43 protein-coding genes and 2 tRNA genes are annotated in these 25841 nt (G+C 58.0%); 1 reads left to right on the top strand and 44 read right to left on the bottom strand.

Annotated elements, in window-relative coordinates:
- The 3 genes from HMPREF1249_RS03265 to HMPREF1249_RS03255 all read right to left on the bottom strand — a co-directional run.
- Nucleotides 1-590: GTP-binding protein (locus tag HMPREF1249_RS03265; protein ID WP_021775823.1), on the bottom strand; the 590-nt coding region annotated here is incomplete at its 3' end.
- A 159-nt stretch (nucleotides 591-749) separates the two neighbouring features.
- Nucleotides 750-2102: an MATE family efflux transporter gene (locus HMPREF1249_RS03260; RefSeq protein WP_008523065.1), complete on the bottom strand. Its 1353-nt coding sequence runs from the start codon at nucleotides 2100-2102 to the stop codon at nucleotides 750-752.
- 194 nt (nucleotides 2103-2296) lie between these two features.
- A complete protein-coding gene (locus HMPREF1249_RS03255; protein WP_008523066.1) occupies nucleotides 2297-3070 on the bottom strand; it encodes a diaminopimelate epimerase in 774 nt (257 codons plus the stop codon).
- Nucleotides 3071-3302: 232 nt separating this feature from the next.
- Between HMPREF1249_RS03255 and HMPREF1249_RS03250 the strand changes: the two genes are divergently transcribed.
- The gene (locus tag HMPREF1249_RS03250) at nucleotides 3303-3731 is read left to right on the top strand and encodes a cupin domain-containing protein (RefSeq protein WP_008521499.1); all 429 of its coding nucleotides are present in this window, start codon (nucleotides 3303-3305) and stop codon (nucleotides 3729-3731) included.
- A gap of 226 nt (nucleotides 3732-3957) precedes the next feature.
- On the opposite strand, the gene HMPREF1249_RS03245 is transcribed toward HMPREF1249_RS03250, so the two are convergent.
- From HMPREF1249_RS03245 to rpsJ, 41 genes are all read right to left on the bottom strand, one after another.
- Nucleotides 3958-4034, bottom strand: a tRNA-Met gene (locus HMPREF1249_RS03245).
- 6 nt (nucleotides 4035-4040) lie between these two features.
- Nucleotides 4041-4117: transfer RNA gene (locus HMPREF1249_RS03240), tRNA-Met, on the bottom strand.
- A gap of 77 nt (nucleotides 4118-4194) precedes the next feature.
- Complete coding sequence (locus HMPREF1249_RS03235; RefSeq protein ID WP_008523068.1) at nucleotides 4195-4848, bottom strand: ComF family protein; 654 nt, start codon at nucleotides 4846-4848, stop codon at nucleotides 4195-4197.
- Nucleotides 4848-5276: a GNAT family N-acetyltransferase gene (locus HMPREF1249_RS03230; RefSeq protein WP_008523069.1), complete on the bottom strand. Its 429-nt coding sequence runs from the start codon at nucleotides 5274-5276 to the stop codon at nucleotides 4848-4850. The genes HMPREF1249_RS03235 and HMPREF1249_RS03230 overlap by 1 nt, the downstream gene beginning before the upstream one ends.
- Nucleotides 5273-6430, bottom strand: coding sequence for a DUF3084 domain-containing protein (locus tag HMPREF1249_RS03225; RefSeq protein WP_008521502.1), 1158 nt, complete (start codon nucleotides 6428-6430; stop codon nucleotides 5273-5275). Before HMPREF1249_RS03225 ends, HMPREF1249_RS03230 begins: the two co-directional genes overlap by 4 nt.
- A complete protein-coding gene (locus HMPREF1249_RS03220; RefSeq protein ID WP_231366873.1) occupies nucleotides 6418-6804 on the bottom strand; it encodes a YkgJ family cysteine cluster protein in 387 nt (128 codons plus the stop codon). Before HMPREF1249_RS03220 ends, HMPREF1249_RS03225 begins: the two co-directional genes overlap by 13 nt.
- Nucleotides 6805-6954: 150 nt before the next feature.
- Nucleotides 6955-8001 (bottom strand): rod shape-determining protein, encoded by a 1047-nt coding sequence (gene mreB / locus HMPREF1249_RS03215; RefSeq protein WP_008521504.1) that lies wholly within the window; start codon nucleotides 7999-8001, stop codon nucleotides 6955-6957.
- Nucleotides 8002-8038: 37 nt separating this feature from the next.
- Entirely contained in the window at nucleotides 8039-8791 is a 753-nt protein-coding gene (gene truA, locus HMPREF1249_RS03210; RefSeq protein ID WP_008523071.1) for a tRNA pseudouridine(38-40) synthase TruA, read from the bottom strand.
- A gap of 1 nt (nucleotide 8792) precedes the next feature.
- Nucleotides 8793-9608 carry an energy-coupling factor transporter transmembrane component T family protein gene (locus tag HMPREF1249_RS03205; protein WP_008521506.1) on the bottom strand — a complete coding sequence of 272 codons (816 nt, stop codon included), beginning with the start codon at nucleotides 9606-9608 and terminating at the stop codon, nucleotides 8793-8795.
- Entirely contained in the window at nucleotides 9605-10450 is an 846-nt protein-coding gene (locus tag HMPREF1249_RS03200; RefSeq protein ID WP_008521507.1) for an energy-coupling factor transporter ATPase, read from the bottom strand. Before HMPREF1249_RS03200 ends, HMPREF1249_RS03205 begins: the two co-directional genes overlap by 4 nt.
- Nucleotides 10435-11268 (bottom strand): energy-coupling factor transporter ATPase, encoded by an 834-nt coding sequence (locus HMPREF1249_RS03195; RefSeq protein WP_008521508.1) that lies wholly within the window; start codon nucleotides 11266-11268, stop codon nucleotides 10435-10437. Before HMPREF1249_RS03195 ends, HMPREF1249_RS03200 begins: the two co-directional genes overlap by 16 nt.
- 11 nt (nucleotides 11269-11279) lie before the next feature.
- Nucleotides 11280-11630 (bottom strand): 50S ribosomal protein L17, encoded by a 351-nt coding sequence (gene rplQ / locus HMPREF1249_RS03190; protein WP_008521509.1) that lies wholly within the window; start codon nucleotides 11628-11630, stop codon nucleotides 11280-11282.
- A gap of 8 nt (nucleotides 11631-11638) precedes the next feature.
- On the bottom strand, nucleotides 11639-12655 hold the full coding sequence (locus HMPREF1249_RS03185) for a DNA-directed RNA polymerase subunit alpha (protein WP_008521510.1): 1017 nt from the start codon (nucleotides 12653-12655) through the stop codon (nucleotides 11639-11641).
- Nucleotides 12656-12751: 96 nt separating this feature from the next.
- Nucleotides 12752-13144: a 30S ribosomal protein S11 gene (gene rpsK, locus HMPREF1249_RS03180; protein ID WP_008521511.1), complete on the bottom strand. Its 393-nt coding sequence runs from the start codon at nucleotides 13142-13144 to the stop codon at nucleotides 12752-12754.
- Nucleotides 13145-13161: 17 nt separating this feature from the next.
- Nucleotides 13162-13533, bottom strand: coding sequence for a 30S ribosomal protein S13 (gene rpsM, locus HMPREF1249_RS03175; protein ID WP_008521512.1), 372 nt, complete (start codon nucleotides 13531-13533; stop codon nucleotides 13162-13164).
- 6 nt (nucleotides 13534-13539) lie between these two features.
- Entirely contained in the window at nucleotides 13540-13665 is a 126-nt protein-coding gene (rpmJ, locus tag HMPREF1249_RS07825) for a 50S ribosomal protein L36 (RefSeq protein WP_008523072.1), read from the bottom strand.
- Between the two features lie 74 nt (nucleotides 13666-13739).
- Entirely contained in the window at nucleotides 13740-13961 is a 222-nt protein-coding gene (gene infA, locus HMPREF1249_RS03170; protein ID WP_008521513.1) for a translation initiation factor IF-1, read from the bottom strand.
- A gap of 16 nt (nucleotides 13962-13977) precedes the next feature.
- On the bottom strand, nucleotides 13978-14748 hold the full coding sequence (map, locus tag HMPREF1249_RS03165; RefSeq protein WP_008521514.1) for a type I methionyl aminopeptidase: 771 nt from the start codon (nucleotides 14746-14748) through the stop codon (nucleotides 13978-13980).
- Nucleotides 14745-15395: an adenylate kinase gene (locus HMPREF1249_RS03160; RefSeq protein WP_008521515.1), complete on the bottom strand. Its 651-nt coding sequence runs from the start codon at nucleotides 15393-15395 to the stop codon at nucleotides 14745-14747. Before HMPREF1249_RS03160 ends, map begins: the two co-directional genes overlap by 4 nt.
- Nucleotides 15396-15413: 18 nt before the next feature.
- Complete coding sequence (gene secY / locus HMPREF1249_RS03155) at nucleotides 15414-16712, bottom strand: preprotein translocase subunit SecY (RefSeq protein WP_008521516.1); 1299 nt, start codon at nucleotides 16710-16712, stop codon at nucleotides 15414-15416.
- Nucleotide 16713: 1 nt separating this feature from the next.
- Nucleotides 16714-17160 (bottom strand): 50S ribosomal protein L15, encoded by a 447-nt coding sequence (gene rplO, locus HMPREF1249_RS03150; RefSeq protein WP_008523074.1) that lies wholly within the window; start codon nucleotides 17158-17160, stop codon nucleotides 16714-16716.
- A 12-nt stretch (nucleotides 17161-17172) separates the two neighbouring features.
- The gene (rpmD, locus tag HMPREF1249_RS03145) at nucleotides 17173-17358 is read right to left on the bottom strand and encodes a 50S ribosomal protein L30 (RefSeq protein ID WP_008521518.1); all 186 of its coding nucleotides are present in this window, start codon (nucleotides 17356-17358) and stop codon (nucleotides 17173-17175) included.
- Nucleotides 17351-17878 carry a 30S ribosomal protein S5 gene (gene rpsE / locus HMPREF1249_RS03140; RefSeq protein WP_008521519.1) on the bottom strand — a complete coding sequence of 176 codons (528 nt, stop codon included), beginning with the start codon at nucleotides 17876-17878 and terminating at the stop codon, nucleotides 17351-17353. Before rpsE ends, rpmD begins: the two co-directional genes overlap by 8 nt.
- Before the next feature lie 7 nt (nucleotides 17879-17885).
- Nucleotides 17886-18257: a 50S ribosomal protein L18 gene (rplR, locus tag HMPREF1249_RS03135; RefSeq protein WP_008521520.1), complete on the bottom strand. Its 372-nt coding sequence runs from the start codon at nucleotides 18255-18257 to the stop codon at nucleotides 17886-17888.
- 14 nt (nucleotides 18258-18271) lie between these two features.
- Nucleotides 18272-18811 carry a 50S ribosomal protein L6 gene (gene rplF / locus HMPREF1249_RS03130; protein ID WP_008521521.1) on the bottom strand — a complete coding sequence of 180 codons (540 nt, stop codon included), beginning with the start codon at nucleotides 18809-18811 and terminating at the stop codon, nucleotides 18272-18274.
- A gap of 12 nt (nucleotides 18812-18823) precedes the next feature.
- Nucleotides 18824-19228, bottom strand: a complete 405-nt coding sequence (gene rpsH, locus HMPREF1249_RS03125; protein ID WP_008521522.1) for a 30S ribosomal protein S8 — start codon at nucleotides 19226-19228, stop codon at nucleotides 18824-18826.
- A gap of 32 nt (nucleotides 19229-19260) precedes the next feature.
- Nucleotides 19261-19446, bottom strand: coding sequence for a type Z 30S ribosomal protein S14 (locus HMPREF1249_RS03120; RefSeq protein WP_008521523.1), 186 nt, complete (start codon nucleotides 19444-19446; stop codon nucleotides 19261-19263).
- Between the two features lie 11 nt (nucleotides 19447-19457).
- Complete coding sequence (rplE, locus tag HMPREF1249_RS03115) at nucleotides 19458-20003, bottom strand: 50S ribosomal protein L5 (RefSeq protein ID WP_008523080.1); 546 nt, start codon at nucleotides 20001-20003, stop codon at nucleotides 19458-19460.
- A gap of 14 nt (nucleotides 20004-20017) precedes the next feature.
- On the bottom strand, nucleotides 20018-20344 hold the full coding sequence (gene rplX, locus HMPREF1249_RS03110; protein ID WP_008523081.1) for a 50S ribosomal protein L24: 327 nt from the start codon (nucleotides 20342-20344) through the stop codon (nucleotides 20018-20020).
- A 10-nt stretch (nucleotides 20345-20354) separates the two neighbouring features.
- Nucleotides 20355-20723 carry a 50S ribosomal protein L14 gene (gene rplN, locus HMPREF1249_RS03105; protein ID WP_008521526.1) on the bottom strand — a complete coding sequence of 123 codons (369 nt, stop codon included), beginning with the start codon at nucleotides 20721-20723 and terminating at the stop codon, nucleotides 20355-20357.
- A 3-nt stretch (nucleotides 20724-20726) separates the two neighbouring features.
- Entirely contained in the window at nucleotides 20727-21020 is a 294-nt protein-coding gene (rpsQ, locus tag HMPREF1249_RS03100) for a 30S ribosomal protein S17 (RefSeq protein WP_008521527.1), read from the bottom strand.
- Between the two features lie 6 nt (nucleotides 21021-21026).
- Nucleotides 21027-21242, bottom strand: coding sequence for a 50S ribosomal protein L29 (gene rpmC / locus HMPREF1249_RS03095; protein WP_008521528.1), 216 nt, complete (start codon nucleotides 21240-21242; stop codon nucleotides 21027-21029).
- Between the two features lie 2 nt (nucleotides 21243-21244).
- Complete coding sequence (rplP, locus tag HMPREF1249_RS03090) at nucleotides 21245-21667, bottom strand: 50S ribosomal protein L16 (RefSeq protein WP_008521529.1); 423 nt, start codon at nucleotides 21665-21667, stop codon at nucleotides 21245-21247.
- Nucleotides 21667-22350 (bottom strand): 30S ribosomal protein S3, encoded by a 684-nt coding sequence (gene rpsC, locus HMPREF1249_RS03085; protein ID WP_008521530.1) that lies wholly within the window; start codon nucleotides 22348-22350, stop codon nucleotides 21667-21669. The genes rplP and rpsC overlap by 1 nt, the downstream gene beginning before the upstream one ends.
- Nucleotides 22351-22362: 12 nt before the next feature.
- The gene (gene rplV, locus HMPREF1249_RS03080) at nucleotides 22363-22692 is read right to left on the bottom strand and encodes a 50S ribosomal protein L22 (RefSeq protein WP_008521531.1); all 330 of its coding nucleotides are present in this window, start codon (nucleotides 22690-22692) and stop codon (nucleotides 22363-22365) included.
- A 12-nt stretch (nucleotides 22693-22704) separates the two neighbouring features.
- A complete protein-coding gene (rpsS, locus tag HMPREF1249_RS03075; RefSeq protein WP_008521532.1) occupies nucleotides 22705-22995 on the bottom strand; it encodes a 30S ribosomal protein S19 in 291 nt (96 codons plus the stop codon).
- A gap of 18 nt (nucleotides 22996-23013) precedes the next feature.
- Entirely contained in the window at nucleotides 23014-23841 is an 828-nt protein-coding gene (rplB, locus tag HMPREF1249_RS03070) for a 50S ribosomal protein L2 (RefSeq protein ID WP_008521533.1), read from the bottom strand.
- Nucleotides 23842-23859: 18 nt separating this feature from the next.
- Nucleotides 23860-24156 (bottom strand): 50S ribosomal protein L23, encoded by a 297-nt coding sequence (rplW, locus tag HMPREF1249_RS03065; RefSeq protein ID WP_008521534.1) that lies wholly within the window; start codon nucleotides 24154-24156, stop codon nucleotides 23860-23862.
- Nucleotides 24153-24776 (bottom strand): 50S ribosomal protein L4, encoded by a 624-nt coding sequence (gene rplD, locus HMPREF1249_RS03060; protein WP_021775824.1) that lies wholly within the window; start codon nucleotides 24774-24776, stop codon nucleotides 24153-24155. The genes rplW and rplD overlap by 4 nt, the downstream gene beginning before the upstream one ends.
- Nucleotides 24777-24800: 24 nt before the next feature.
- Nucleotides 24801-25424, bottom strand: coding sequence for a 50S ribosomal protein L3 (gene rplC / locus HMPREF1249_RS03055; RefSeq protein ID WP_008521536.1), 624 nt, complete (start codon nucleotides 25422-25424; stop codon nucleotides 24801-24803).
- A 94-nt stretch (nucleotides 25425-25518) separates the two neighbouring features.
- Nucleotides 25519-25827: a 30S ribosomal protein S10 gene (gene rpsJ, locus HMPREF1249_RS03050; RefSeq protein WP_008523086.1), complete on the bottom strand. Its 309-nt coding sequence runs from the start codon at nucleotides 25825-25827 to the stop codon at nucleotides 25519-25521.
- Between the last annotated feature and the right edge of the window lie 14 nt (nucleotides 25828-25841).

Here is a 25841-nt window from a genome sequence, read left to right as displayed (position 1 = left end):
AGCTCCCAAATCGCTTTGCTCCACTTGTTGTCCCGGCTGCCGTCGCCCTCTTCGAGCGCCTTCAGCGCGGAGCCGCGGATGATCGGGACTTCGTCGCCAGGGAACTGGTATTTGTCCAGCAGTTCCCGGACTTCCATCTCGACCAGGTCGAGCAGTTCTTCGTCGTCTACCATGTCAACTTTGTTCATGAAGACGACCAGCGCCGGCACGTTGACCTGACGGGCCAGAAGCACGTGCTCACGGGTCTGGGGCATGGGGCCATCAGCGGCCGAGACGACCAGAATCGCGCCGTCCATCTGCGCTGCGCCGGTGATCATGTTCTTGATGTAGTCGGCATGTCCCGGGCAGTCGATATGGGCGTAGTGGCGCTTGTCCGTGGTGTACTCGATGTGAGAGATGTTGATCGTGATGCCGCGCTCTTTCTCTTCCGGCGCCTTGTCGATCTGGTCAAAATGCATTTCCTCTGCGTAGCCAGCCTGCGACAGCACGTGCGAAATCGCCGCCGTCAGCGTCGTCTTGCCGTGGTCGATGTGCCCAATCGTACCAATGTTAAGGTGCGGCTTTGACCGCTCGTAATGTGCCTTTGCCATGTCTGTTGTTGCCTCCCCATATGAAATTCGCCCCGCCTTGGGGCTATGACTGTGCCAGCCTGTCTGGGTCAACCAGCGCGGGGCAATACTGACAAAGGGCCCCCAATCCAAGCTCCGAGAAATTTTATCAAAGCTCTGGCTGGTTGTCCAGCCGAAAAACTAGCCTCGCTGTACCGACAGATCGGACAGGACCGGCTGAAGTTCCTCCTGTGCCGAATCGGGCTGACCGAAGAAGCGATACAGCAGGAGCGAAACGACCAGCGTCGCCGCCTCAGAGAGGGGCACTGCCAGCCAAATGCCCACCGCCCCCATGACAAGAGGCAGGGAGCACAGCGCAAGGGACACAAAACCGAACCCCCGCAGCAGCGTCACGGCCGACGCCAGCTTGGGTCGATGAATCGCCGTGAAGTACGTCCCGATCAGGATGTTGCCGCCGGAGATGAAAAACGCCGTCCCGTACAGACGCAGCGCCCAAGACGCCATCCCCGTCGAACCGTCGGTGATAAAGAGCCCGACGATCGCCGAAGCGTTCAGCTGAGTGAACAGCCCAAAAGCCAAGGCGCCGAGCGCCGCTCCGCAGCAGGCCACTGAAAATAAATTCCTGAGCGCCTGCCGGTCATTCTTGCCCAAGCTCAGGCTGAGCAGTGGCGCAACCCCCTGCCCCAGCCCGACAAACGTCATACTGACCAGCGACGAGACGTAATACACCACGCCGAACACGGCCACGCCCTCGCTGCCAATCCGACGCATGAGAATGAAGTTGAAAAGCAGCGCCGTCAGGCCAATTGAAAGCTCGTTCAGGAACTCGGGGAAACCGCTGCGCAGCACTTCAAAGCACGGACGCAGCTTCAGCCGCACAGGACGCAGGTTCACCCGGCGGGCAAAAAAGGACAGCCGACCCAAAATAAGCAGGAAGCTCACCAGCTGGGATACGCCAGTTGCCAGAGCCGCGCCGTACAGCCCCCAGCCCCACAGAGCCACGGTCACGTAGTCGAGAAAGACGTTTGCCAGTCCTCCAACCGTCACGCACACCACAGGCCAGGACGGGGCGCCGTCAATTTTTGTGAACGCCTCTAGGCCGTACCCGGTCATGAAGAACAGACTGAACGGTGCGAGGGTCGTCAAGTACTCGGCGACTAACGGCGACAAGGCCTGATCTGCGCCAAGCAGCCGGGCAATGCTCCCGCCGCCAGCAAACAGCACGGCGCCGAACAGAGCCCCCGACGCGAGGGACATTAAAATCGAACGGGAGTAAATCACATCGCCGGAATCGTTTCTTCCAGCCCCGTAACAAATGCCCGCGAGCGTCGAGCCGCCCATGCCGATCATCACGCCCACAGCGAACATCGCGTTGATTAACGGCATGCTCATGCTGACTGCTGCTAGTCCTACAGTCCCAACATACCGTCCGACAAAAAAACCATCCGCCATAGTATAAAGCGTGAACACCCACATAGACAGAATTGACGGCGCGCCATACCGAACGACCAACTGAACCCAACGACGGCTCATCGTACTCTCCCCGTTTCTTTTCGCTCCAATAAAAAATAACCCCGTATACAATTTTAGTTTATTGTAGCATAAAAGGCCCATATAGGATTAGTATTTTATGCGTATGCCATTTCTCAGTTGTTTCAGCAGGGCCGCATAAAAAAACGCCGCTCACAAAGTGAGCGACGCCCAGTTTTAACGGGACATGAAAATCATCAGCCGGCTTCTTCCCAGCTCAATTCGGACAGAAAGGCCTCGCCTCGGGCCACGATGGCAACAGGTCCGCTAAGGAGAACCCCGCGGCCGTCCCAAGAGACCGACAGCGTCCCGCCTGGCTGCCTCAAAGACGCCCGGCCTTTCGGCGTCCTCGACTGCAGCAGACAGGCCACTGCAGAGGAACCGGAAGCGCAGCTGTTCTCCCACATGCCGCTCACCCCGTTCACCTCCACGTACGGATCAAGCCGGTCGCCTTGAAGGAACATCACGCCGAACGCGTCCCACCTGCCGTACCCCATTTGCGTTCGCGCGGCAGAGATGACCTTTTCATCAGGAGCGCCCTCGACCACATAATGGACGATACCGCCGAAATCGACTCGAAAGGCCGCGTACCCCTCAAGACTCACCTCGTCTTGGCCCAGCGGCTGGGGCATTAAGACGTCCGCGCGAAAGACTCCTGGCATGCCCTCGGCCTGCACAGTCACCTGAATCGGACTGGTGACGCCTGAAACGTCAACGGTATACTGAGCTGGGCCGGTTGTCCCCTCTGCAAACGCCCAAAGCGCTGCAAGGGACCGGGTCGTGTTGCCGCAGAACTCCCCACCAGCCATTCTGAGCCGGCGTCCTGACACGAACCCTACCTGCTCTCCGCCCACGTGGTCGGAGCTCATCAATTCCTTGGCAACTGCCGGCTGGAGCTCTACGGGAACAAACGACGTCACGAAAATCGTCACGTTTCCCGCCGGGTTGACCTTCACGAAATCGACCTTCACTCGAACGCCCCCTCTTCGCCGCCGCAGCCTTCCTCATCTCAAAAGGAGGCAAAAAGCGGCTGAGACATAGACAGAAACCGCATACCTGTACTAATATAAGAAAAATAAGAGAATTTGTTCTATTATATGATAGCTTGCCGGCAGTGACAGCCCGCCGGTCCAGCGGACATTCCAACGGCATCTCTCCGCGGCAGAGCGCAGCGGAGCATTTAATTCATTGGGAGGTCATATTATGAAGCGTTTTGCACTCGTCCTGTGTCTGGCTCTTTGTGCCGCGTCTCCGGCGGCGGCGGAAATTTACCACATGTCAGCCCTGCCGCTGACCGTGCGCGAGAACGTTGCCGGGGGCAAAGGCAACCTGCTGGTCAAATACGCCTTCGTCCGCAAGGACGCGCCGGCAGAAAATTCCATCAAGGAAATGGGCTACATGGTTCTGCTTCCCGGCGACTCGATCGGCGTCCATCAACACGACGGCACCGAGGACTGCTACCTGATCGCCTCAGGACGCGGCGTCTTCACCGACGACGACAAGACGTATGACGTCTCTGCCGGCGATATGACCGTCTGCCGCAGCGGCCACAAACACGGGCTGGCCAACACGGGCGACGTGCCCCTCACGTTCTTCGCCGTTCTCGGCTCCAAAGGCGACACGAGAAAATAATTTTCCTCTGAACCGCGGTACAAGAGCTACACAGCCTCTATGACATTCGCTTGTTAGAGTTAGCGCCGCCTGGCATTTTGCCGGGCGGCGCTTATATTGGCCTGTTCTCAAACGAGCCTTACTGAAAGCATAATAAAGGCCCTCAGCCTTTTGGCTGGGGGCCTTCTTGTCAGGAACTTTAATCGCTTGATAAAGCGGTAACGGCTGTGAACAGCCTTATAAGATCTGGTGGCGGTAACTAGATTCGAACTAGTGACACTGCGGGTATGAACCGCATGCTCTAGCCAACTGAGCTATACCGCCGAGTGTTGGTTGCGGGGGCAGGATTTGAACCTGCGACCTTCGGGTTATGAGCCCGACGAGCTACCGGACTGCTCCACCCCGCGACGTCGTGTACCCTCATTTCTAAAGTACGCTAGGTATTATAGCAACCGAGAGTTCAAAATGCAAGCGCTGAACTTGGTCAGTCCGAAAGCGCTCTCGACCAGCTGAGACAGGCGACCCGACGGGCCCCGGCAGCGTACAGCGTCTTTGCCGCTAGGCGTAGGGTCGTGCCGGTGGTCGTCACGTCATCAATCAAGATGAAGTCCTTCGCCTCACAATCCGCTGCGGCGAAGCTCTTCGGGTTCATCGCCAAGCGAGCGGTCCGCGTTTTCTTCTCCGTCTGACGCTCTGTCCGGGCGTTCCATCTCAGCGGGCTGCTTTGCGGCAGTTTCAGCTGAGCCGCTGCGCCGCGTCTCAGCCAAAGGGTATGGGGAAAGCTTGTCTTCCAAAAGTACCGCCGCGGCGGCACCGCCGCAACCGACCAATTCCCCGGCGAAAGCTCTACGCCTTCAGCGGCGAGCTGTCCAAGGCGGTATGCCAGTTCTCCCCACCGGCCGTATTTGGACTTCAGGACCAGCTCTCTGGCCGTTCCCTCGTGGGGCGTTCGAGAGTGCAGGACGTATTTGACGCCATGAGTCTTACACGGCGCCGGCGCGCCGCAGACAAGGCAAACCGGGCTGAGCCGGGGAGGCAGCATGGCCTCACAGTCCGAACAGAGCGCTTCGCCGGGGGCTCCGCACGAGACGCACTGCTGCGGCCACAGAAGATGGCAGAGCGCTCCGGCGAGATCCATCAGCAGTATTCCAACGGACGGCGAAGCAGCATCATCTGTCCGTCCCGTGGGACAAACCCTTGGCGGGCGAGGAAGCTCCCCAAGTCGGTACTGAACGCCACGATCAGCGGGACGGCTCGAACAGCCGGATGGGACAGCGCGTACTGAAGGGTGCGCGTGCCAAGTCCCCGGCCCTGGTAGTCGGGATGAACCATCAGGTCCCACAGGGAAGCCCGATAGGTGAAATCGGTGAGCATTCGGCAGAAAGCGACAAGCCGGTCATCAACCCTGGCAGAGAAGCACAGGTCGGTGTGGCGGAGCATTCTGGCGATTTCCTCACAGGACCGGCTTTTGCCCCACGGGGTGTAGCGGTACAGGTTCTGCAGCTCTGCCGGCGTCACGGCGCAGGCGCTGTCGTAAAAAAACGGCGCGTCTTTTGAAAAAGTCATGACGGGTCCCTGCTTTCTACCTCGATATCGACCCGAACAGGGCCTTCGCTGTAGATGTCCCGGTCAGCCCGAATGGTCACGACGGCGTTCCCCTTGGCGGACTCTATTTGCTTGACCGCGTCAAAGAAGTCGTTGGCCGAGATGTTTCCAACCGTGCCGGTTACCGGATCAGTCAGCACTCCACTGTCGGCGGCCATGTGGTTGACTTCGTTCAGCAGGGTCGATAATGACCGCTCGGCCTCGTCGCTGTCGTTTGGCTGGTGAAGGGTCCGCTCTAAGATGACCTCACCCTTCCTGAAAATAAGCTCGGTTTCAAACACCCGAAAGACCGGGGAAATCTCCTCACCGGCGACGATGTTGACGTCCGCGGTTGCCCGGATGACTTTTCGGCTGGCGATGGCCCTGCACCGATTGACGATCTGGTTGATCTGGTCGTCGGTGACGTTCACTTTAACCGAGCTGGGAGAGACTCCGCTGCGCAGCCCCGTTTCGTACCGAATGCGCTCCAAGAGCTTTTCTACCAGTTGGCGGACTTCGTCGGCTGACTCCGCGCTTTCCGGAACGACCTGCTGTCCCATCAGTTCGCCAGCGGACATGATGATCCGCCCTTCCTGAAAGCGGCTGAGCGTCTGTCTAAGGCCGGCCAGCTCGCTGCGCAGGTCCTGCGTCTGGGAGGTCAGCTCGTCCCGCTCTTTTCTCAGCGGTTCAATCTGGCCGTTTAGCTCAAGCGTCTGTTCCTGCAACTTTTTAAGCTCCTCTTCCTTAGCGGTCAGCTTCTCTTGGTTCTCGACTGCCAGCAGGGCGGAAAGTTCCTGTTCCTGGCGGCTGGCCTGAAGCTGGGACGTGAGCTCAACGGTCTGTTTGGCGAGAAACTTCATCGAAAAGAGCGCTGTGCGAACCGTTTCAGAGGTCATGGAAAGGGCGCCCATGACGCACAGTGAAATGACCATGCCGGTCACGCCTGTAATGATCGTGCTGGTTGACTTGGGGCGGAGGCCGAACAGCGTCACCCGCCGCTTGGCAAACTTCATGCCCACCCGGTCGCCAATCGTCGCCAAGATTCCTCCGCCGATGCAGACGCCGATGATCATTGACCAGCTGATTTCAGACAAGAAGTCGATAAGTTCTCCAAAGTAACTGCTCAGGGTTTCCACAGCAGTCCTCCTTTCTGTTTTTTTAATAGGTTCCACTCAGAAAGCGCCATGAAGAAGCGGACGCTTTCATCAAGCAGCGCCATTATCGTCTGCCGCCCGATCAGCGGCCCATCGTTCATTCCCGGACACCTTTTCGCCGCTTCCTGCCATGCCTGAGATGATTCCAGCACTTGGGGCCAAAACGGCCACGTGCGGCAGTGAACCGGACGGAGCTCATAAAGGGCGCACCTATCCGACGGGGTCAGCAGGACACATCGGCCCGACCGATCTGAAGCGAGGCTCGGATACCGCCACCGCGACGTCATATACGTCCGGGCAAAGGCCTCTTCCGTCAGGTTCAACGCGCGGGCCATCTGCTTGACGGTTTCGGGCAGAAGGAACGCCGCGCCTTCCCGGCGACAGCATCGACCGCAGCCTACGCAGTCGAATCTGAGTCCATCATACCACTAGGGCACATACGAAGAAACGGTCCGAGAGGCCAAGCACCCCCCGGACCGTTCGTCCCGGTTCTCCATGACAGCGCGTCAGTGCCGCCGGCGGCGCCGGGCCGCGCTGATGCCGCTGTAGCCGCAGTTGGCAATCCTGTTCAAGTTCGCCAAAGCCATGCCCGTGCCAAGCGCGACGCATTCGGTTGGCTTATCGGCAACGATGCACCGAATGCCAGTGTTGCGGCTGATGAGCTCTGGCAACCCTCTTAACAGAGCACCGCCGCCGGTCAGGACTATGCCTTGGTCGATAATGTCGGCCGACAACTCTGGCGGCGTCGTCTCCAACACGCTGCGCACTCCGTCGACAATGGACTGAACCCGTTCGATGATGGCCGAGCAGACGCTTCGGCTGCTGATCTCGATCTGACGGGGCAGCCCTTGGACCAGGTCCCGGCCCTTGAGGGTCATCTCGCTCTCGTCCTCTTGGTCAGGAAGGCACGAGCCGATGAGGATTTTCAAGTTCTCGGCCATTTGCTCGCCGATTGCCAAATTGTACTGTTTGCGCAGATACCGCATGATGCACTCGTCCAGCTTGTCGCCGCCGACTCTCAGCGACTTGGATATGACGATGCCGCCTAAGGATATGACCGCAATATCGGTCGTTCCGCCGCCGACGTCGACGATCATTTTCCCTCGCGCCTCGTCCACGTCCAGCCCGGCGCCGATTGCCGCCGCCATTGGCTCTTCGATGAAATACGCCTCGCGGGCGCCGACTTCAATGGCAGCTTCCAAAACGGCCCGCCGTTCCACGTCCGTGGCGCCGGACGGGACACAGATCATCACGCGGTTCCTGAAATACCGGCGAAAACCCGTGTTTACCTTGCTCATAAAGTACCTGAGCATTGCCTCGGTCATCGTGTAGTCCGCAATGACGCCGTCGCGGAGGGGCCTGACAGACACGACGTTGCCCGGAGTCCTGCCGACCATGTTTTTCGCTTCATACCCTACCGCCAGAATGCGGCCGGTCTCTTGATCGATTGCCACGCCGGAGGGCTCGCGCAGAACGATTCCCTTACCCTTGACGTAGATTAGAACAGTTGCAGTGCCGAGGTCGATGCCGATGTCATTACCGAATGAAAACATGACCTTCCTCCTTGCCGAGGCGTGAACTTAATTTATTTTACCGTGCTTTGGGGCGATAGCCAACACGCCAAAATGTCAGTCCGCTGGGGGGGGCAGTCATTGCCGAACTGCTGCGCCGGCCGCCTTCCAAAAGGCCGGCCAACCAGTCTAGGGAACGTTTTCCCCGCGATACGTCGTCCAAGTTGCCCATCATGATCCGAACCATGTTCGTCAAGAAGGCGTCACCGCACACGGCGACGACGACCAGCGGACCACGGCGGCGAAAGCGGACGCTGTACAGCCGCCGCCACGGGTTTTCCGGAACCTCGCTCTGACGGCAGAACGCCGAAAAATCATGACGCCCCTCCAGCAGACGGCATCCGGCGGCGAACAAATCCATGTCCCAGTGGGAGACTTTGTTCCACCAGACCCACGGTTCGATCTGAGGCGGACACCACGATGCCAGCCAGACGCAGTATCGATAAAGCCGCCACTGGGCGTCCCGGCGGGCGTCAAACGACGGAGAACACGGCCTAACCCGAGAGACGCAGATCCCGTCAGGGACGTTGGCGTTGACTGCCAAACGGAGCTTATCGCCGCGCCACGGCCTGTTCAGCCACACCGAAGCCACCTGTCCTCGAGCGTGAACTCCGGCGTCGGTTCGACCGGCGCCTGTAACCGTCACTGGACCGCCGTTCAGAAGGGACAGAGCCCGGGTCAGCTCACCTTGCACTGAACTGACGCCGGGCTGTATTTGCCAGCCGAAAAGTTTTGAACCGTCGTAGGCGACTGTCAGGGCATACCGAGGCACGTTAGGCCCCTTTCAGGGCCAACCGCAGGCCGATTTGGCCGACAGCAGCGGCCAGACAAAAGGCCAAACAGGCCGAGTCCGCCCAATTCCAGCAAAATGGCTTCATTCTGGTTCGTCCCTCGCCGCCTCGATAACAGCGCGACTCCATAGCAACAGCTAAGTCGTCGGCCCGCTGAAAGACGATGACGAACAGGGGAACGAGGACCGGGAGAAACGCCTTTACCCGCTTGAAAAACGACCCGCTGTCAAGATCCGCCCCTCTGGCTACCTGAGCTTTCATGATCCGATCGGCTTCGCCCAGAAGCGTGGGAATAAACCGAAGCGCGATGGTCATCATCATGGCCAGCTCGTGAGCCGGGAAGCCAAAGGCCTTCAGCGGCGAAAAGAGCCGCTCAAGTCCGTCGCTCAGCTCCATCGGGCGGGTCGTCAGGGTCAACAGGTTGGCGTACAGCACTAACAACAGCAGTCTCATGCTCATCACGATGGCCAGCCGGATTCCCTGGTCGGTGATTTTGAGAAATTTCCAGCGCCACAGCACTTCACCGGGAGCCCAGAAAAGGTTGAGCACCATGGTTAAGACGACCAGAAAGACGACCGGCCGCACAGATCGCAGAACTGTGCGGACAGGAAGGCGGGCCAATCGCAGAACGGCGATGAGAATCGCCCACCAGATGAGCCAGTCGTACCAGCTGCTTGCCCAGAATATGCCGATCAAGAAACAAATCAGGCCGATAATTTTAGCCCGAGGGTCAAGCCGGTGAACCGGTGAGTTGGCTGGAATGTATTGGCCGATGCTCAGGTTGTCGATAAAACTCATTTCAGGCTCTCCTTGATCGCGTCCGCCAATTCCTCCGGGTCGCTGGTCAGAGGGAAGTTCAGTCCGCGCTCGGCCAGATTCAGCTCCAGCTGAATGATGTCGGGCAGCAGCAGGCCGTCGGTAGGGTTGTCTTTCAGCCAGCGGGCAACCTTAGCCGGCTCGTCCCATATCTTCATTTCGCCTCGAAGCATGACGAGTATTCGATCCGCCCGGCTGAACGCGATGTCCAAGTCATGAGTGACGTGGATAATAGCTGTTCCCTGAGCGTGCACCCGATCCAACAGATCAATGAGCTGCTGTCGACCCTGTCCGTCGAGCCCGGCGGTCGGCTCGTCTAAGACGAGGTACTTGGGCTTGGATACCAAAACCGACGCGATAGCTACCCGCCGCTTCTGCCCTCCTGAGAGGGCGAAAGGGTTCCGGTCCAGGAACGACTCGTCGAGTCCAACCTGACGAAGAGCGGTTGTCGTCAACTCCTCCAGCTCGTCGTCCGGCACGCCCCAGTTTTTCGGCCCAAACGCCAGTTCAGCCCGAATTGTCTCCTCGAACAGCTGTTGTTCTGGGTACTGGAAGATCAGCCCAACGGACCGACGGACGTCCCGCAGATTGTCCCCCCGGCTTTCAGACGTGAGCCGGTGTCCGTCGACGACTACATCTCCTGACGAGGGGAGCAGAATGCCGTTCAAGTGCTGAGCCAACGTCGACTTTCCGCTGCCCGTATGGCCGACGATGCAAACCCAGCTGCCTCTGTCAATCGTCAGGGATACGCCGCTCAGGGCCCTCGTCTCAAGGGCCGTTCCGCGGTGGTACCAGTGACTGAGGTTGTTTATTTGTATTGACATAGAGCCTCCGTCAGCGCTTCCAGATCAGCCATCGTCCCGGCCGTCAGGACGCCGGACTTGACGAGGTCATTTCTTAATCGGTACAGGGGGGGAAGTTGGAGCCCCCAAAGGGTTTCCAGCTCCGGCCGAAGAAGCATCTCTTCGGGCGTTCCTTCCCAAACGAGACGTCCCTGAAGCAGCACCAGCACTCGGTCGGCAGCCATCACCTCTTCTAAGTGATGGCTGATCAGGACGATCGAATGTCCAAGCGAGTGCAGCCGTCCCAGCAGCTCCAAGACCTCCGCTCTCCCTTGTGGGTCGAGCATGGCGGTCGGCTCGTCGAGCAGAAGACAGTCGCTTTTCATCGCCAGAGCGCCGGCTATTGCCAGCCTCTGCTTTTGTCCGCCTGAAAGCGTGTAAACGGCCTTTGAGGCTTTTTCGGTCAGGCCGGTTACCTCCAGCGCGTTGTCCACTCGCCGGCGAATTTCCTCCGACGGCAAGCCCAGATTTTCTGGACCAAAGGCCACTTCGTCTTCTACAACCGTTGAGACGATCTGGTTTTCAGGGTTTTGGAAAACCATAGAAAGTTTCCGGCGAATCTCCCAAACGAGAGATTCGTCGGAACAGTTCATTCCGTCCACAAAACAAGCGCCCTGCGTCGGAACGAGCAGGGCGTTAAGAATTCGGGCTAATGTAGATTTTCCTGAGCCGTTGCTCCCGACCAGAGCCACCCATTCGCCGCGGGCTACCTGAAAGGTCAGGTCGGTCAACGCGGGAACCGTCGTTCCGGGATAGGTGAAGCCGAGATTCTGGACGGAAATCAGCGGCGGCTGGCTCATGAAACGCCGCCTTAGACCAGGGCGATGATCGCCAGGGGGGCCGCGTCGTCCTTGCGGAAGCCGGTCCGAACGATTCTGGTGTACCCGCCGGGTCTCTCCGAATAACGGGGCGCCACGTCGTCAAACAGCTTGTTGACAGCCGCTTTGTGGTTCATTCGGGCGATCACGAGCCGACGATCGTGAAGCGATCCGCCTTTGGCGCGAGTGATGATCCGCTCGGCTACCCGACGAACTTCCTTCGCCCGGGTTACCGTCGTCTCAATGCTCTCCTCAATGATGAGGCTTGCGACCAAGTTCGCCAGCATTGCCTTGCGGTGGCTTGTGTCGCGCCCCAGTTTACGAGTGTCCACTCTGTGTCTCATTGTGGGTGTTAATCCTCCTTACCGAGTTTCTCTTCCGAGGTTCCCTTGTCATCGGCCAAGGAGAGATTGTATTTCGCCATTTTCTCCTCGATCTCACGCAGGGAAATTTTCCCGAGGTTTCTGATCTTCAGCAGTTCTTCTTTGCTGCGGCTCACCAATTCGCCGATGGTGTGGATGCCGCCTCGCAGCAGGCAGTTCTCGCTGCGGATAGACAGCTCCAAATCACGAACGCCATGTCCCAACAGCGAGTTCTCCGCTCCGTCGTCACTGTGAACGATCGCCTGGCCCAGAGACGGTTGCTCCTGCTCCATCTCGACCGGCGACGCCGCCATCTCAGCTGACGCCGGATAGCGCTTCAGAATCTCCTTGACGACAATGCTGAAGTACTCCCGCAGCAGCTTGGCCGCTTCAGCAACTGCCATGTCAGGAGCGATAACTCCGTTGGAATAGATGTCCATAACGACTTTCTCGTAGTCGGTCTTGTGGCCGACCCGTTCAGCCTGAACATCGTATTTGACTCGGCTAATCGGCGCAAAGTTGGGATCAACCATGAGCGCGTCCACAGGAAGGTAGTCGGGGCGCGGACGGTCAGCCGTCGCGTAGCCAACGCCCTGCTCGATGTACAGCTCCATGGAAATCGAATGCCCCTCAGCAAGAGTGCAGATGTAGAAGTTGGGATCGATGAACTCGATCTCGCTGTCTGGCTGGATATCGGCGACGGTGACCTTCTTGGGGCCGGTCGCTTCCAGTCTCAGCACTCTCACTTCGACGCTGTGGGACCGCACGGGAATGTGTTTGAGGTTCAGCTGAAGCTCGATGATGTCCTCTCGGACACCGGGAAGCGTCGTGAACTCGTGCAAAGCGCCTTCGACCCGCACGGCTGTCACACCGGCTCCCTTAATTGAGGAAAGCAGAACCCGACGCAAAGCGTTGCCAATCGTCACTCCGTAGCCGCGCTCGAGAGGCCCGATAATTAAGCGGGCCTTCGTTGGCGTGCATTCCTCGACTCGGATCTCAGGACACATAAACTCCAATGCTCCCAACACCTTTCATAGAACTCCATATTCTGCTCTGTTCAGCGCAGAATACGACGGGACCATTATCCACCAAGTCACGCCGGTTTAGACGCGACGTCTCTTGGGCGGACGACACCCGTTGTGCGGAATAGGAGTCTCATCCTTGATGGAATTGACCTGCAGACCAATCGCCTGCAGCGCTCGAATCGCCGATTCGCGGCCAGGGCCGGGACCCTTGACGACCACGTCAATCTCATGCATGCCCTGATCCTGGGCAACTTTTCCGGCCTGCTGAGAGGCCACCTGAGCCGCAAAGGGCGTCGACTTTCTCGCGCCCTTAAAGCCCACGTTGCCGCCAGAAGCCCATGCCAACAGGGCTCCACCCTTGTCGGTGATGCTCACAATGGTGTTGTTGAACGTCGAGAAAATGTGAGCGACGCCCGAGCTGATATTTTTCTTTTCCTTGCGCTTTCCCTTACGTGCAGTGCTTTTAGCCACTGGGTTTACCTCCTCGCTCAGCTATTCTTTTTGCCTGCTACAGTACGACGAGGCCCCTTGCACGTCCGAGCGTTCGTCTTGGTCCGCTGACCACGAACCGGCAACCCCTGTTTGTGGCGAAGCCCACGATAACAGCCGATATCCACGAGACGCTTGATGTTCATCGTCCGCTCGCGGCGAAGGTCGCCTTCGACTGTATGATTGTTCACGATTTCCGTACGGAGCTTCTGCTCCTCTTCCTCAGTCAGATCCTTGACTCGGGTGTCAGGGTTCACTCCGGTGGTTTCGAGGATCTTACGCGACGTGGCAACTCCGATGCCATAAATGTACGTAAGTCCGATCTCTACCCGTTTGTCTCTGGGAAGATCAACTCCAGCAATTCGAGCCATACAGGTTTACCTCCTAGCGCCCTGACGTTGTTTGTGTCTAGGGTCACGGCTGCAGATCACACGGACGACCCCGTTGCGTCTGATCACACGACAATACTCACATATCGGTTTCACCGAAGATTTAACTTTCATTGGTCGAAACACGCTCCTTTAGGACCGATTCCTCGTCCTCACCGTCCGGTCGTTGGACGCAAAAGTCGGGACGATCATTTGTAGCGATAGATGATGCGCCCCCTGGTCAAGTCATAGGGTGACAGCTCTACCAGTACCTTGTCTCCGGGCAGAATCCTGATGAAATGCATTCTCATCTTGCCCGAAACGTGGGCCAGGATGAGGTGATTATTCTCCAGCTTCACTCGAAACATCGCATTCGGCAACGGTTCCGCCACTTCGCCCCGAACTTCGATCACGCCGTCTTTATTGCCCATGGTCTCGTTCCTCCTGTCAGTTCCAGGGAGTAAGAATCTCGGCGCCGTCTGAAGTGACCAACACCGTTTTTTCAAAGTGCGCTGCGTCTTTCCCGTCGGCTGTCGAAACGAGCCAACCGTCGGGCCCTTCCTTGAGGGCTTCGCCTCCTGCCAAAATCATCGGCTCAATGGCAATGGTCATTCCCTTGATGAGAGTAACCCCCGTACCGGGAGCCCCATAATTCAGCACCGTCGGCGCTTCGTGAGGCCGCTTGCCAATGCCGTGTCCGGCATATTCACGCACAATTCCATATCCCTTCGGAAGAACGAACGATTCAACCGCGTGCCCGATGTCTCCAACAGTAGCGCCGGATCTGACAACCGCGATCGCCGCTTCCAGGCTTCCGCGGGTAACGTCAAGAAGTTGTTGCCGCTGCGCCGATATTGTTCCTACCGGGTAAGTGAAGCACGCGTCTCCGTGATATCCGTCGTAACAGGCCATCACGTCAACGCTTACAATGTCACCTTCCTCGAGAAATCGACCGTCGCTCGGGATGCCATGAACGACCTCGTCGTTGATCGAGGTGCAGACCGAGGCGGGATAAGGATCCGGTATGCCGGGAACGCGGTACCCCTTTTCGGAAGGCGTCGCGCCCATGTCCCGGATGATTTTTTCCGCCAGCCGGTCAATCTCGCCGGTGGTGACGCCGGGTTTGACGAAATCCTTCATCGTCATGAGGACTTCCGTCACAATTTTCCCGGCGACACGCATCTTTTCAAGAGCTTTTGCCGTTTTCAGGGAGATCATTCATGCCCCTCAAACCGCTCAGCAATCGCGTTGATAATTCCGTCGCCTGCAAGTGTCCCGTCAAACCGGCACAGCAGGCCCTCCGCTTCGTAATACTCCACCAGAGGGGCGGTTTGTTCATGATACACCGACAGCCTCTGACGAATGACTGCCTCTTTGTCGTCGTCCCGCTGGAACAGCTCTCCACCGCAGACTTCGCAGTGATCGCCTTTGGACGACGGCTTGAAGCTGACGTTATAGATCTTCCCACATCCGCGGCAGCACCGCCGCCCGCAGAGGCGCTGAACTACAACGTCATCGGGAACGTCCAGTAGGACAACTCCGTCCAGATGGAGCCCCATTCGCCCGAGAAGTTCTTTCAGCGCTTCAGCCTGCCCCTTGGTCCGGGGGAACCCGTCAAGGATAAAGCCTGACGCGCAGTCCGGCTCTTTAAGCCGGCCTTCCATCATCGCGACGATCAGGTCATCAGGAACAAGTTTTCCCGAGTCCATATAGCCCTTAGCTTTCTTGCCCAGCTCGGTTCCGCCTTTTACATTTTCCCGAAGGATGTCTCCGGTGGAAATATGCGCGGTATGCCAGCGTTCGACGATTTTCTCAGCCTGAGTTCCTTTTCCGGCGCCGGGCGCGCCAAGGAGAATAAGCCTCATCTTTGCCCGCCGCCCCTCTTAGAACCTCAGCAGTCCAGCGCCAGAGGCGCCGCCGCCGCGCTTCAAAATGCCTTCGTAATGCCGCATGAGAAGCTGGCTCTCGACTTGCTGGACGATCTCAAGCGCAACACCGACAACGATCAGCACTGCAGTTCCGCCAAAGTAGAAGCTCGTCATGCCGAACACGTTCGTTAAAACGTTGGGCACCAAGGCGATGACCACGAGCATGGCCGCGCCGACCATGGTGATGCGGGTCGCTACCCGCTCAATGTAGTCGGCAGTCGGTTTGCCGGGACGGATACCAAGGATAAATCCGCCGTTTTTCTTCATGTTCTCCGCCACTTCGGCCGGGTTAAAGACCATCGCGGTGTAAAAGTACGTGAAGAACACGATAAGGATGACATACAGCACCGAGTACAGCCAACTGCCAGGAGCCAGAGCTTCAGCAGCCCGGTTGACCGACTGACTGTCAAAGAACTTCAGAATCGTGTACGGGAAGATCAGCAGCGAGGAGGCGAAGATGATGGGCATGACGCCGCCCTGGTTGATTCTCAGGGGGATGAACGTGCTCTGCCCGCCGTAAACACGGTTGCCAACCACTCGCTTGGCGTACTGAACCGGCAGACGCCGCTGGCCTTCTTGGAGCAGAACTGCTCCGGCCAGAACGCCGACCATGATGGCTAAGGCGACGAGCATGGTGATAAGTCCCACCTGTCCGTCCCTCAGCAAACCAAAGGTCCGAATGACGCCTTCTGGGAACCGAGCGACAATACCGGCGTAGATGATGACCGAGATGCCGTTGCCTATCCCGTGGTCGCTGATTTCTTCACCCAGCCACATGACGGCTATTGAGCCGGCGACAACGGTGCAGATAGCGACGAAAAAGTCCATCGAACCGCCCGAAAAAACGCCGAGCCGGCGAAGCCAAAAGACCAACCCGATCGCCTGAGCAAAACCGAACAAAATCGCTCCCCAGCGGGTGTACTGAGTAAGCTTTTTCTGCCCCTGAGGGCCTTCCTTCTGCATCCTCTCCAGCGTGGGGAAAATCACGCACGCCAGCTGCATGACGATGCTCGCGTTAATGTACGGCGCGACGCCCAACGAAAAGACGCTGAACCGTCTGAGAGCGCCGCCGGCGAACATGTCAAGGAATCCCAGCACGCCATTGCCGGCAAATGCATGAGACATGGCAGCCGTATCAATTCCCGGTGTTGGAATGTGAGCCCCAATCCGGAACACCAACAGCATCATCAGCGTGAAAATGATCCGGCGTTTCAGTTCCGGCAGCTTGAAGACGTCGCGGAAGGAGTTGGCCATGTCAGATCACCTCAGCGGTGCCACCTGCAGCCGTTATCTTCTCACGAGCGGCAGCACTGAAAGCGGACGCCTTGATGACCAGCGGCTTGTCCAACTCTCCGCTTGCCAAGATCTTGACGGGAAGCTCCATGGATCTCACCAGTCCGAAAGCGAAAAGCTCGTTCACGGTGATCGTGGCTCCGGCGTTGAAGATCTCAGCGATCGCGCCTAAATTGGCGATCTGATAGACTTTCGCGAAGTTGTAGTTGTTGAAGCCCCGCTTGGGAATGCGGCGGACCATCGGCATCTGACCGCCTTCAAATCCAGCGCGGATACTGCTCCCTGAACGGGCCTTGTATCCTTTCGTGCCTCTGCCGCAGGTCCGGCCTGTTCCGCTGCCTGAACCAGTCCCCCAGCGCTTGGGCTTCCGCTTGGCTCCGGGAGCAGGTCTAAGTTCGTTCAATTTCATGCCCGGACCTCCTTATTCCTCGATCTCTTTCCACTCCACCAGATGGCGGACAGCGTAGATCATGCCGCGAATCTGGGGCGTGTCCTCGTGAACAACGGTCGAATTCAGCTTCGTGAAACCGAGGGCCCGAATAGTACGGTCCTGACGATCCGGACGGCCTATAGTGCTCCGCTTCCACTGAATCTGCAGCTTAGCCATTGCTCTTCGCCTCCGCGACCTCAGGGTTCTTCTTGCCCCGAAGTGAGAAGATCTCATCGCGCGTCCGCATCGCACCGATAGCGCTGAACGTCGCGCGCGCAACGTTGATCGGGTTGTTGCTCCGAGCGACAACCTTGGTCATGACGTCCTTCACGCCGCCCAGTTCCATGATGGCGCGTACGACGCCGCCGGCGATAACCCCGGTCCCGTCGTATGCCGGACGGAGCAGGACTTCCGTCGAGCCATACCGACCGACGATGGGATGAGGAATGGTCTTGCCGTGGTGCTTCATTTCGACCATGGCTTTTTTGGCCGACTCCATTCCCTTCCGGACCGCTTCGGAGATTTCACGGGCCTTGCCCATGCCAAGTCCGACTTTGCTCTCGCCGTCGCCTACCACAACCAGCACGCTGAAGCGGAAGCGCTTACCGCCCTTAACCGTCTTGCTGACGCGGTTGATCGCGACAACGCGCTCAATCAGCTCAGAGGCATTCTGCTGCTTGCTGTCGTTCATCTGCATCCTCCTCTTAGAGCTTCAGGCCGGCTTCGCGAGCCGCCTCGGCTAATGCCGCAACACGGCCGTGATACGCGTGGCCACCGCGATCAAAAACCACCTCGGAAATTCCCTTGTCGATAGCCCGCTGAGCGACAAGCTTGCCAACTTCAGCGGCCGCCGCAACGGTGCAGTGACCGCCGGTCAGGGCATCCCGAAGTCCTTTATCAAGCGTCGAAGCGGAGCACAGAGTATGCCCCACCGTGTCGTCTATTACCTGCGCGTAGATTTCCTTCAAGCTGCGAAAAACGGAAAGACGCGGCTTAGCAGCGGTACCCGACAAACGGCGGCGAAGGCGGCTGTGCCGAAGAAGACGCATGGCGTTTCTGCTTTTCTGTTTATTCATGTCCTTCACCTCGTTTAGTTGCTGCCGGTCTTACCGGCCTTGCGCCGGACGTATTCGCCGCGGTAACGGATTCCCTTGCCCTTGTAAGGCTCAGGAGCGCGCCACGAGCGAATTTCACTGGCGATCTGGCCGACCACCTGCTTATCAATACCTTTAACGAAGATCGTCGTGTTCCCGTCAACCGCGAAGGTAATCCCTTCCGGCGGGGTGATCTCGACAGGGTGCGAGAATCCCAGGTTCAGAACCAAGTTCTTCCCCTGCATGGCGGCGCGGTAACCGACGCCTTGAATTTCCAAGACCTTCGTGTAGCCTTCGCTCACGCCGACAACCATGTTGTGAAGCATCGCCCGAACCATGCCGTGAAGGGCCTTCGTGGGCTTTTCATCATTTGCTCGGGAGACGCTGATGTGTCCGTCGGCAATTTCGACTTCGATGTCGTCAACAAGCGGCATCGACAGTACGTTCTTATCGTGTTTGACAGTGATGGTGCCGTTCTTGATCTCCGCAGAGACGCCCTTCGGCAGAACGACAGGCTTGCGACCGATTTTCGACATGTCGGCTCACCTCTACCAAACGTGGCAGATTACTTCGCCGCCTAGGCCCAAAACGCGCGCTTCCGCGTCGGTCTTGAGACCCTGAGAGGTCGAAATGATCGCGATGCCCAAGCCGCCCATAACTCTCGGCAGCTTGTCCCTGCCCACGTAAATTCTCCGGCCGGGCTTGCTCACCCGGGTCAGCCCCTGAGTGACGCGCTCCCTGTTGGGACCGTAGCTCAGGAAAATTTTAAGCGTTCCGTAATTCTTCTTCGGATCGTTGATGACTTTGTAGTTGCGGATGAAACCCTCACTTTTGAGGATCTTGGCGATTGCCAACTTCATCTTGCTGATCGGCACGTCAACGCTTTCGTGGCGAACCGTGTTGGCATTCCGAATCCTCGTGAGCATATCCGCGATAGGGTCGTTCACGTACATTCCTCGTTCCCCTTTCGTTCTCTCGTTCGAGCCTACCAGCTAGACTTGACGACCCCGGGGATCTTCCCTTCCCGGGCAAGTTTGCGGAAGCACAGACGGCACATGTTAAAGACTCTCATGTAACCATGAATGCGGCCGCACAGCGGACAGCGGTTGTAGCCTCGCGTGGAGAATTTAGGGGCGAGAGCAGCCTTGTTTTTCAGTGCTTTTCGGGCCATAACTTCGCCTCCTAGCGAGCGAACGGCATGCCCAGCTTTGCCAGCAGGGCCATAGCCTCTTCATCCGTCTTAGCTGACGTGACGATGGAAATATTCATGCCTCTCACGGAGATGACCTTGTCGTAGTTGATTTCCGAGAAGATCAGCTGCTCCTTCAGACCCAGGTTGTAGTTGCCCCGGCCGTCAAACGCCGTGCGGCTGACACCCTGAAAGTCCTTGATTCGAGGAAGAGTCACGTTCAGCAGCCGGTCGAGGAATTCCCACATCCGAACGCCCCGAAGGGTGACGAAGCACCCAACCGGCGCGCCCTCGCGGAGCTTGAATCCAGCGATGGACTTTTTCGCCCGGCGCACCTGGGCTTTCTGACCGCTGATGATGCCCAGCTCGTTCGCTGCTGCATCAATGAACTTTGCGTCCGACTTCCCGTCGCCGACGCCGATGTTAATGACTACTTTCTTGATCTGTGGGATGCAATTGACGTTGCTGTACGAGAACTCTTTCTGCAAGAAAGGCACCACTTCCGCGGTGTATTTCTCTTGCATGCGTGCTGTCGTCATATTGGGCCTCCTCGCTACAGTTGGTCGATCGCTTCGCCCGAAGCTTTTGCCACGCGAACTTTACGGCCGTCGCTCAGGAAACGATATCCCACTCTGGTAGGCTTGCCCGTATTGGGATCGACCAGCATCACCTTTGACGCGTCAATTGCCGATTCGCGCTTGACGATCCCGCCCTGAGGATTCGCCTGACTGGGCTTGGTGTGGCGCGATACTACGGCAACTCCCTCGACGATGATTTTATTTTTGTCCGGGTAGCAGGTCAGGATTTTCCCTTCCTTGCCCTTATCCTTGCCGGAAAGGACCTTGACTCTGTCTCCCTTTTTCAGTCGCAAACCGCTCATTTCAGTCCTCCTACACCACTTCAGGCGCCAAAGAGATGATTCTCATGTACTTCTTGGCGCGAAGCTCTCTAGCCACGGGACCGAAGATACGCGTACCTCTGGGATCTCCGTTTGCATCAATGATGACCGCCGCGTTATCGTCAAAACGAACGTAAGATCCGTCCAGACGGCGAGTTTCTTTCTTCGTGCGGACGACCACGGCCTTGACGACTTTCCCCTTCGCCACCTGACTGTTGGCGATGGCCTCCTTAACCGCGCAGACGATCACGTCACCCACGGTGGCATAGCGGCGCTTGCTGCCGCCAAGAACCTGGATGCACTTGACCCGCTTGGCGCCAGAGTTGTCGGCGACGTTCAGAACGGTGTTGAGCTGGATCATGCTCTACGCCTCCTCTTTTTCTTCGCCGTCAAGAGCCAGCGCGCGCTCAATGACCCGCACGACTTTCCAGTGCTTTGTGCGGCTCAACGGCCGGCATTCTTCGATGAGCACCCGGTCGCCCACGTGACAATCGTTCGACTCATCGTGAGCGACAAATTTCTTCGAGGTCACCATTCTCTTGCCGTACACCGGGTGCATGGCGTGCCGAGTCACCCTGACAGAGACGGACTTCTCCATCTTATCGCTTTCGACGACGCCGACCTTCACTTTGTGATGATGAAGTGCTTTGCCTTCCATCGTCTCTTACCTCCTTCCGCCGTCCACGACAAGTCCCTGTTCTTTCTCGTGAACGATGGTAAGGACTCTCGCGATGGTTCTTTTTACATCCCGAATGCGGCTGGTGTTCTTCAGCTGACCGACCGCGTTCTGGAACCGCAGGTTGAAGAGCTCTTCTTTGAACTCCCGGTGCTTGTCGCGGAGTTCTTCAACCGTCAATTCGCGCAGGCTTTTTGCGTCCATTGCTATTCACCATCCAAAGTATCGCGGGTTACAAGTCGAACCCTGATCGGCAGCTTGTGCGATGCCGTGCGAAAAGCAGTCTCTGCGACGTCAAGCGGCACGCCGCCGACTTCAAAGAGGATCCGGCCGCGGCGAACTGCCGAGACCCAGAACTCCGGAGCGCCCTTTCCTTTTCCCATTCGGGTTTCAAGAGGCTTCTTCGTGAAAGGAACGTCAGGGAAGATCCGGATCCAGAGCCGGCCGCCCTTGCGGAGCTTTCGGTTAATTGCCACACGCGTTGCTTCTATCTGACGGGCGGTAATATAGGCGCACTCTTCCGCCTGAAGCCCGTATTCCCCGAAAGCGACGTAATCCCCGCCCTTGCACTCACCGACTAGGTTTTTCCGGTAAGCCTTGCGGTACTTGGTGCGCTTGGGCATCAACATCAGGAACGCCCTCCTTCTTTACGGCCGCGGCGGGGCTGCCGAGGAGCGGCCGTGTTAATCGCCTTCTCGTCGCGGTAAATCCACACCTTGACACCGATGGTGCCGTACATCGTCTTGGCAACGGAAAGGCCGTAGTCAACGTCAGCCCGCAGGGTTGACAGGGGAAGGCGCCCTTCGTTGTACCACTCGGTCCGGGCGATTTCAGCGCCACCAAGCCGACCGGAGCACTGGATCTTGATGCCAAGCCCGCCGGCTCTCATGGTGCGGAACAGGCCCTGCTTCATGGCGCGGCGAAAGCTGATGCGGTTCTCCAGAGCGCTGGAAACGTTCTCAGCCACCAGCTGAGCGTCAACCTCAGGGTTCTTGATCTCCTGAACGTTGATCATGACCCGAGTGCCGGTTTTAGCCTGAAGGTCTTCCTTTAGCTTGTTGATCTCAGCACCCTGCTTGCCAATCACTACACCAGGCCGTGCGGTCCAAATCGTAAAGCGCATGATCTTCCCGACGCGCTCAATTTCCACCCGGGAGATGCCTGAGCCTTCCCAGCGGCTCTTGATCCATTCCCGCAGTTTAAGATCCTGATGGAGCGATTCGTGATAGTTCTTGCCGCTGGCGTACCACTTGGATTCCCAGTCGCGAATCACACCGATACGGTAACCGATCGGATGAACTTTCTGACCCATATGCCATTCCTCCTATTCGGCAACCGTCACGGCAATGTGGCAGGTCCGATGTACGTAAGCGTGAGCCCGTCCCATTGATACCGGATTGAACCGCTTCATGACAGGGCCCTGATCCGCCGTCGCTTCAACGACTTTCAGCGTATCAACGTCAAGGCTCAGGTTATTCGCCGCATTCGCCACGGCGCTCTTCAGGACTTTTTCCACCAGACGGGCGGCCTTCTTGGGCGAATAGTGCAGCGCGGTGATGGCAGCGCTGACGCCTTTTCCGCGAATCAGCGGAAGCACCTGACGAACTTTGAAAGGAGAAATACGAACGGAGCGGGCAATTGCCTTAGCTTGCATCGTCAGTCCTCCTTAATTCGACGGCGTCGGAGCTGCCTTGCGCTCCTGTCCGGCATGTCCGCCGAACCGGCGCGTGGGAGCAAACTCACCCAGTTTATGGCCAACCATGTTCTCGCTGACGTAGACAGGTACGTGCGTGCGGCCGTTATGAACGGCGATCGTGTGACCGATCATCGGCGGGACGACCATTGACGCGCGGGACCAGGTTTTTATGACTTTTTTTGTCCCGGACTCGTTCATCGCTTCAACCCGTTTAATCAGGCGAACCTCGACGAATGGCCCTTTTTTCGCTGAACGTGCCATACTTTCTGTCCTCCTCGACTACTTAGCCCGGCGCCGGATGATCAAGCGATCCGTGGGCTTCTTCTTCCGGGTTCTGTAGCCCTTGGCCGGTGTTCCCCAAGGCGAGACCGGGTGCGTATTCGACTTGCTTCGTCCTTCACCGCCGCCCATCGGGTGGTCGCAGGGGTTCTGAACCATTGCCCGAACGTGGGGCCGCTTGCCGAGCCAGCGAGTTCTGCCGGCCTTGCCGGCCATCGCGTTTTCGTGCTCCAAGTTGCCCACCTGACCGATGGTCGCGGTGCACTCCAAGAGGATCAGCCGAAGCTCACCGGACGGCATCCGAAGGTAAGCGTACTTGCCCTCTTTAGCCATCAGCTGGGCTGTAGCGCCGGCGGACCGGACAAGTTTGCCGCCCCGGCCGGGCATGACTTCCAGATTGTGGACGTTCGTGCCCACGGGAATGTCAGCGAGCTTCATGGAGTTTCCGGGCTGAATATCAGCGCCCTTGCCCGCCAGAACCGTGTCGCCCACCTTCAGCAGGTTGGGGCACAGGATGTAGCGCTTCTCGCCGTCAGCGTAGAAAATCAGCGCCAGCCGGGCAGACCGGTTGGGATCGTATTCGATCGCCGCAACGCGGCCGGGGATGCCGATTTTATCGCGCTTGAAATCAACAACCCGATACCGGCGCGCATGTCCGCCGCCAATGAAACGAGCCGTCGTTCTTCCCGAGTTGTTCCGTCCGCCGGAACGCTTGATCGCTCCGCAAAGGAGACTCTTTTCAGGCGTAGACTTGGTGATCCCCTCAGAACTGAGGATCTCCATGTGGCGCCGACCGGCGGTAACGGGTTTGAACTTTTTAATTGGCATATTCTTTCCCTCCGATCGCTAGGCGCCAGCGCCCTCGAAGAACTCGATCTTCTGGCCGTCGGCAACGGTGACAATAGCCTTTTTCCAGGCGCGGCTCTTTCCAACTGCCATGCCCATACGCTTCGGCTTGGAATGAACCTTAGCGGTATGAACAGACTGCACTTTCACTTTGAAGACCGTTTCCACGGCATGGAGAATCTCACTTTTATTCGCCTGAGGATGGACTTCAAAAGTGTACTTGTTCATTTCCATCATCCGGCTGCTCTTCTCAGTGATGACGGGACGTACGATGATGTCATAAGCCATGAGTTTCATCGCGCGTATACCTCCTCCAACCGCTTCAAAACGGCGGTGGTCGCTACCAAACCGTCGTGACGTACCAGATCAAGCACGTTGATGCTGTCCATATGAAGAACCTTGACGCCTTGAATGTTCGCCGCCGAGCGGATGACGTTCTCATTGCGGCTGTCCAGAACGATCAGAGGCTTGCGGGCGCCAACCGCCGCCAAGAAGGACAGCATTTTCTTCGTCGAAGGAGCTTCCAGCGAGAAACCCTCCACGGCGAACAGGCGGGACTCGCCGGCCCGGACCGACAGGGCGCTGCGCATCGCAAGCGCGCGAATCTTTTTATTAACCTTCAGGAAGTAGTCCCGCGGTTTGGGGCCGTGAACGACGCCGCCGCCGGCCCACAGAGGCGAGCGAATGCTGCCCGCACGGGCGCGGCCGGTGTGCTTCTGCCGCCAAGGCTTCCGTCCACCACCGCGAACCTCACCGCGGTCCTTCGCACAGGCCGTACCCTGACGGGCATTCGCCTGCTGGGCGACGACGACCTGATGAATGGCGCTGGAATGGAATGGAACGCCGAACACGGCGTCGCTCAGCTCCAAGTCGCCGACAAACTCTCCTGCAAAATTCAGTATTTTGATAACGGGCATGATGATAATCCCCCTTCTGCGGCCTTAGCCCTGTTTATGAACCAGGACGAGGCCGTTTTTGGCGCCAGGCACGGCACCTTTGACGAGCAGGAGATTATTCTCCACGTCAATGGCGACGACGGTCAGGTTTTTGACGGTCACTCGTTCGTTCCCCATGCGGCCGGGCATTCTCTTACCCTTGAAGACGCGGCTGGGATAGGAACTGGCGCCGCTGGAGTTCGGCTTGCGGTGCGTTTTAGAAACGCCGTGACTGGCCGGCGCGCCGCCGAAACCGTAACGCTTGATGACGCCGGCGGTTCCCTTACCTTTGCTGGTTCCAGTGACGTCAACCGCTTCACCGGCCTGGAACAGGGAGACGTTCACCGTGCCGCCGATTTCCCATTTTCCGGAATCAGCCACGCGGAACTCCCTCAGCCAGCGGCACGGGGTGACGCCAGCCCGCTTGAACGTCCCTGCCAGCGGCTTGCTTACCCGCTGAGGCTTACGCTCGCTGAAACCGAGAAGCACTGCGCTGTAGCCGTTTTTCTCCGGCGTTCTCAGGTCGACGACCGGGCAAGGCCCGGCGGCGATGACCGTCACGGGGATGGCGCGGCCTTCCTCGCTGTAAACCCTTGTCATTCCGACTTTCTGTCCAAGAATACCAATCATTGCACAACTCTCCTTTGCTCAGAGCTTCCCCAGCGCACCATCTGCGCGCTGGGGAAGTTTCAGCTTTTACCCAGAGCTTCCTGCCTTGAGCCGATCAGAGCTTGATCTGAATGTCGACTCCCGACGGAAGATTGAGCTGCATCAAGGCCTCCATCGTCTTCTGCGTTGGATCCATGATGTCGATTAACCGCTTATGAGTTCTCATTTCAAAGTGCTCCCGAGCGTCCTTGTCGGCGTGGGGAGAACGTAACACGCAGAATTTTTTCACGTTCGTGGGCAGCGGAATGGGGCCCGCAACTTTTGCCCCGCTCCGAACCGCCGCGTCCGCGATCTGCGCGGCTGAAGCGTCGATAACCCGATGATCGAAAGCTTTCAGCCGAATGCGAATGTTTTTCGTCGACACTGTGGATTCCCCCC

The organism is Jonquetella sp. BV3C21 (assembly GCF_000468895.1).
GTDB lineage: Bacteria > Synergistota > Synergistia > Synergistales > Dethiosulfovibrionaceae > Jonquetella > Jonquetella anthropi.
The sequence above is the reverse complement of the archived record's forward strand: the minus strand, read 5'-3'. Positions and strand labels throughout refer to the sequence as shown.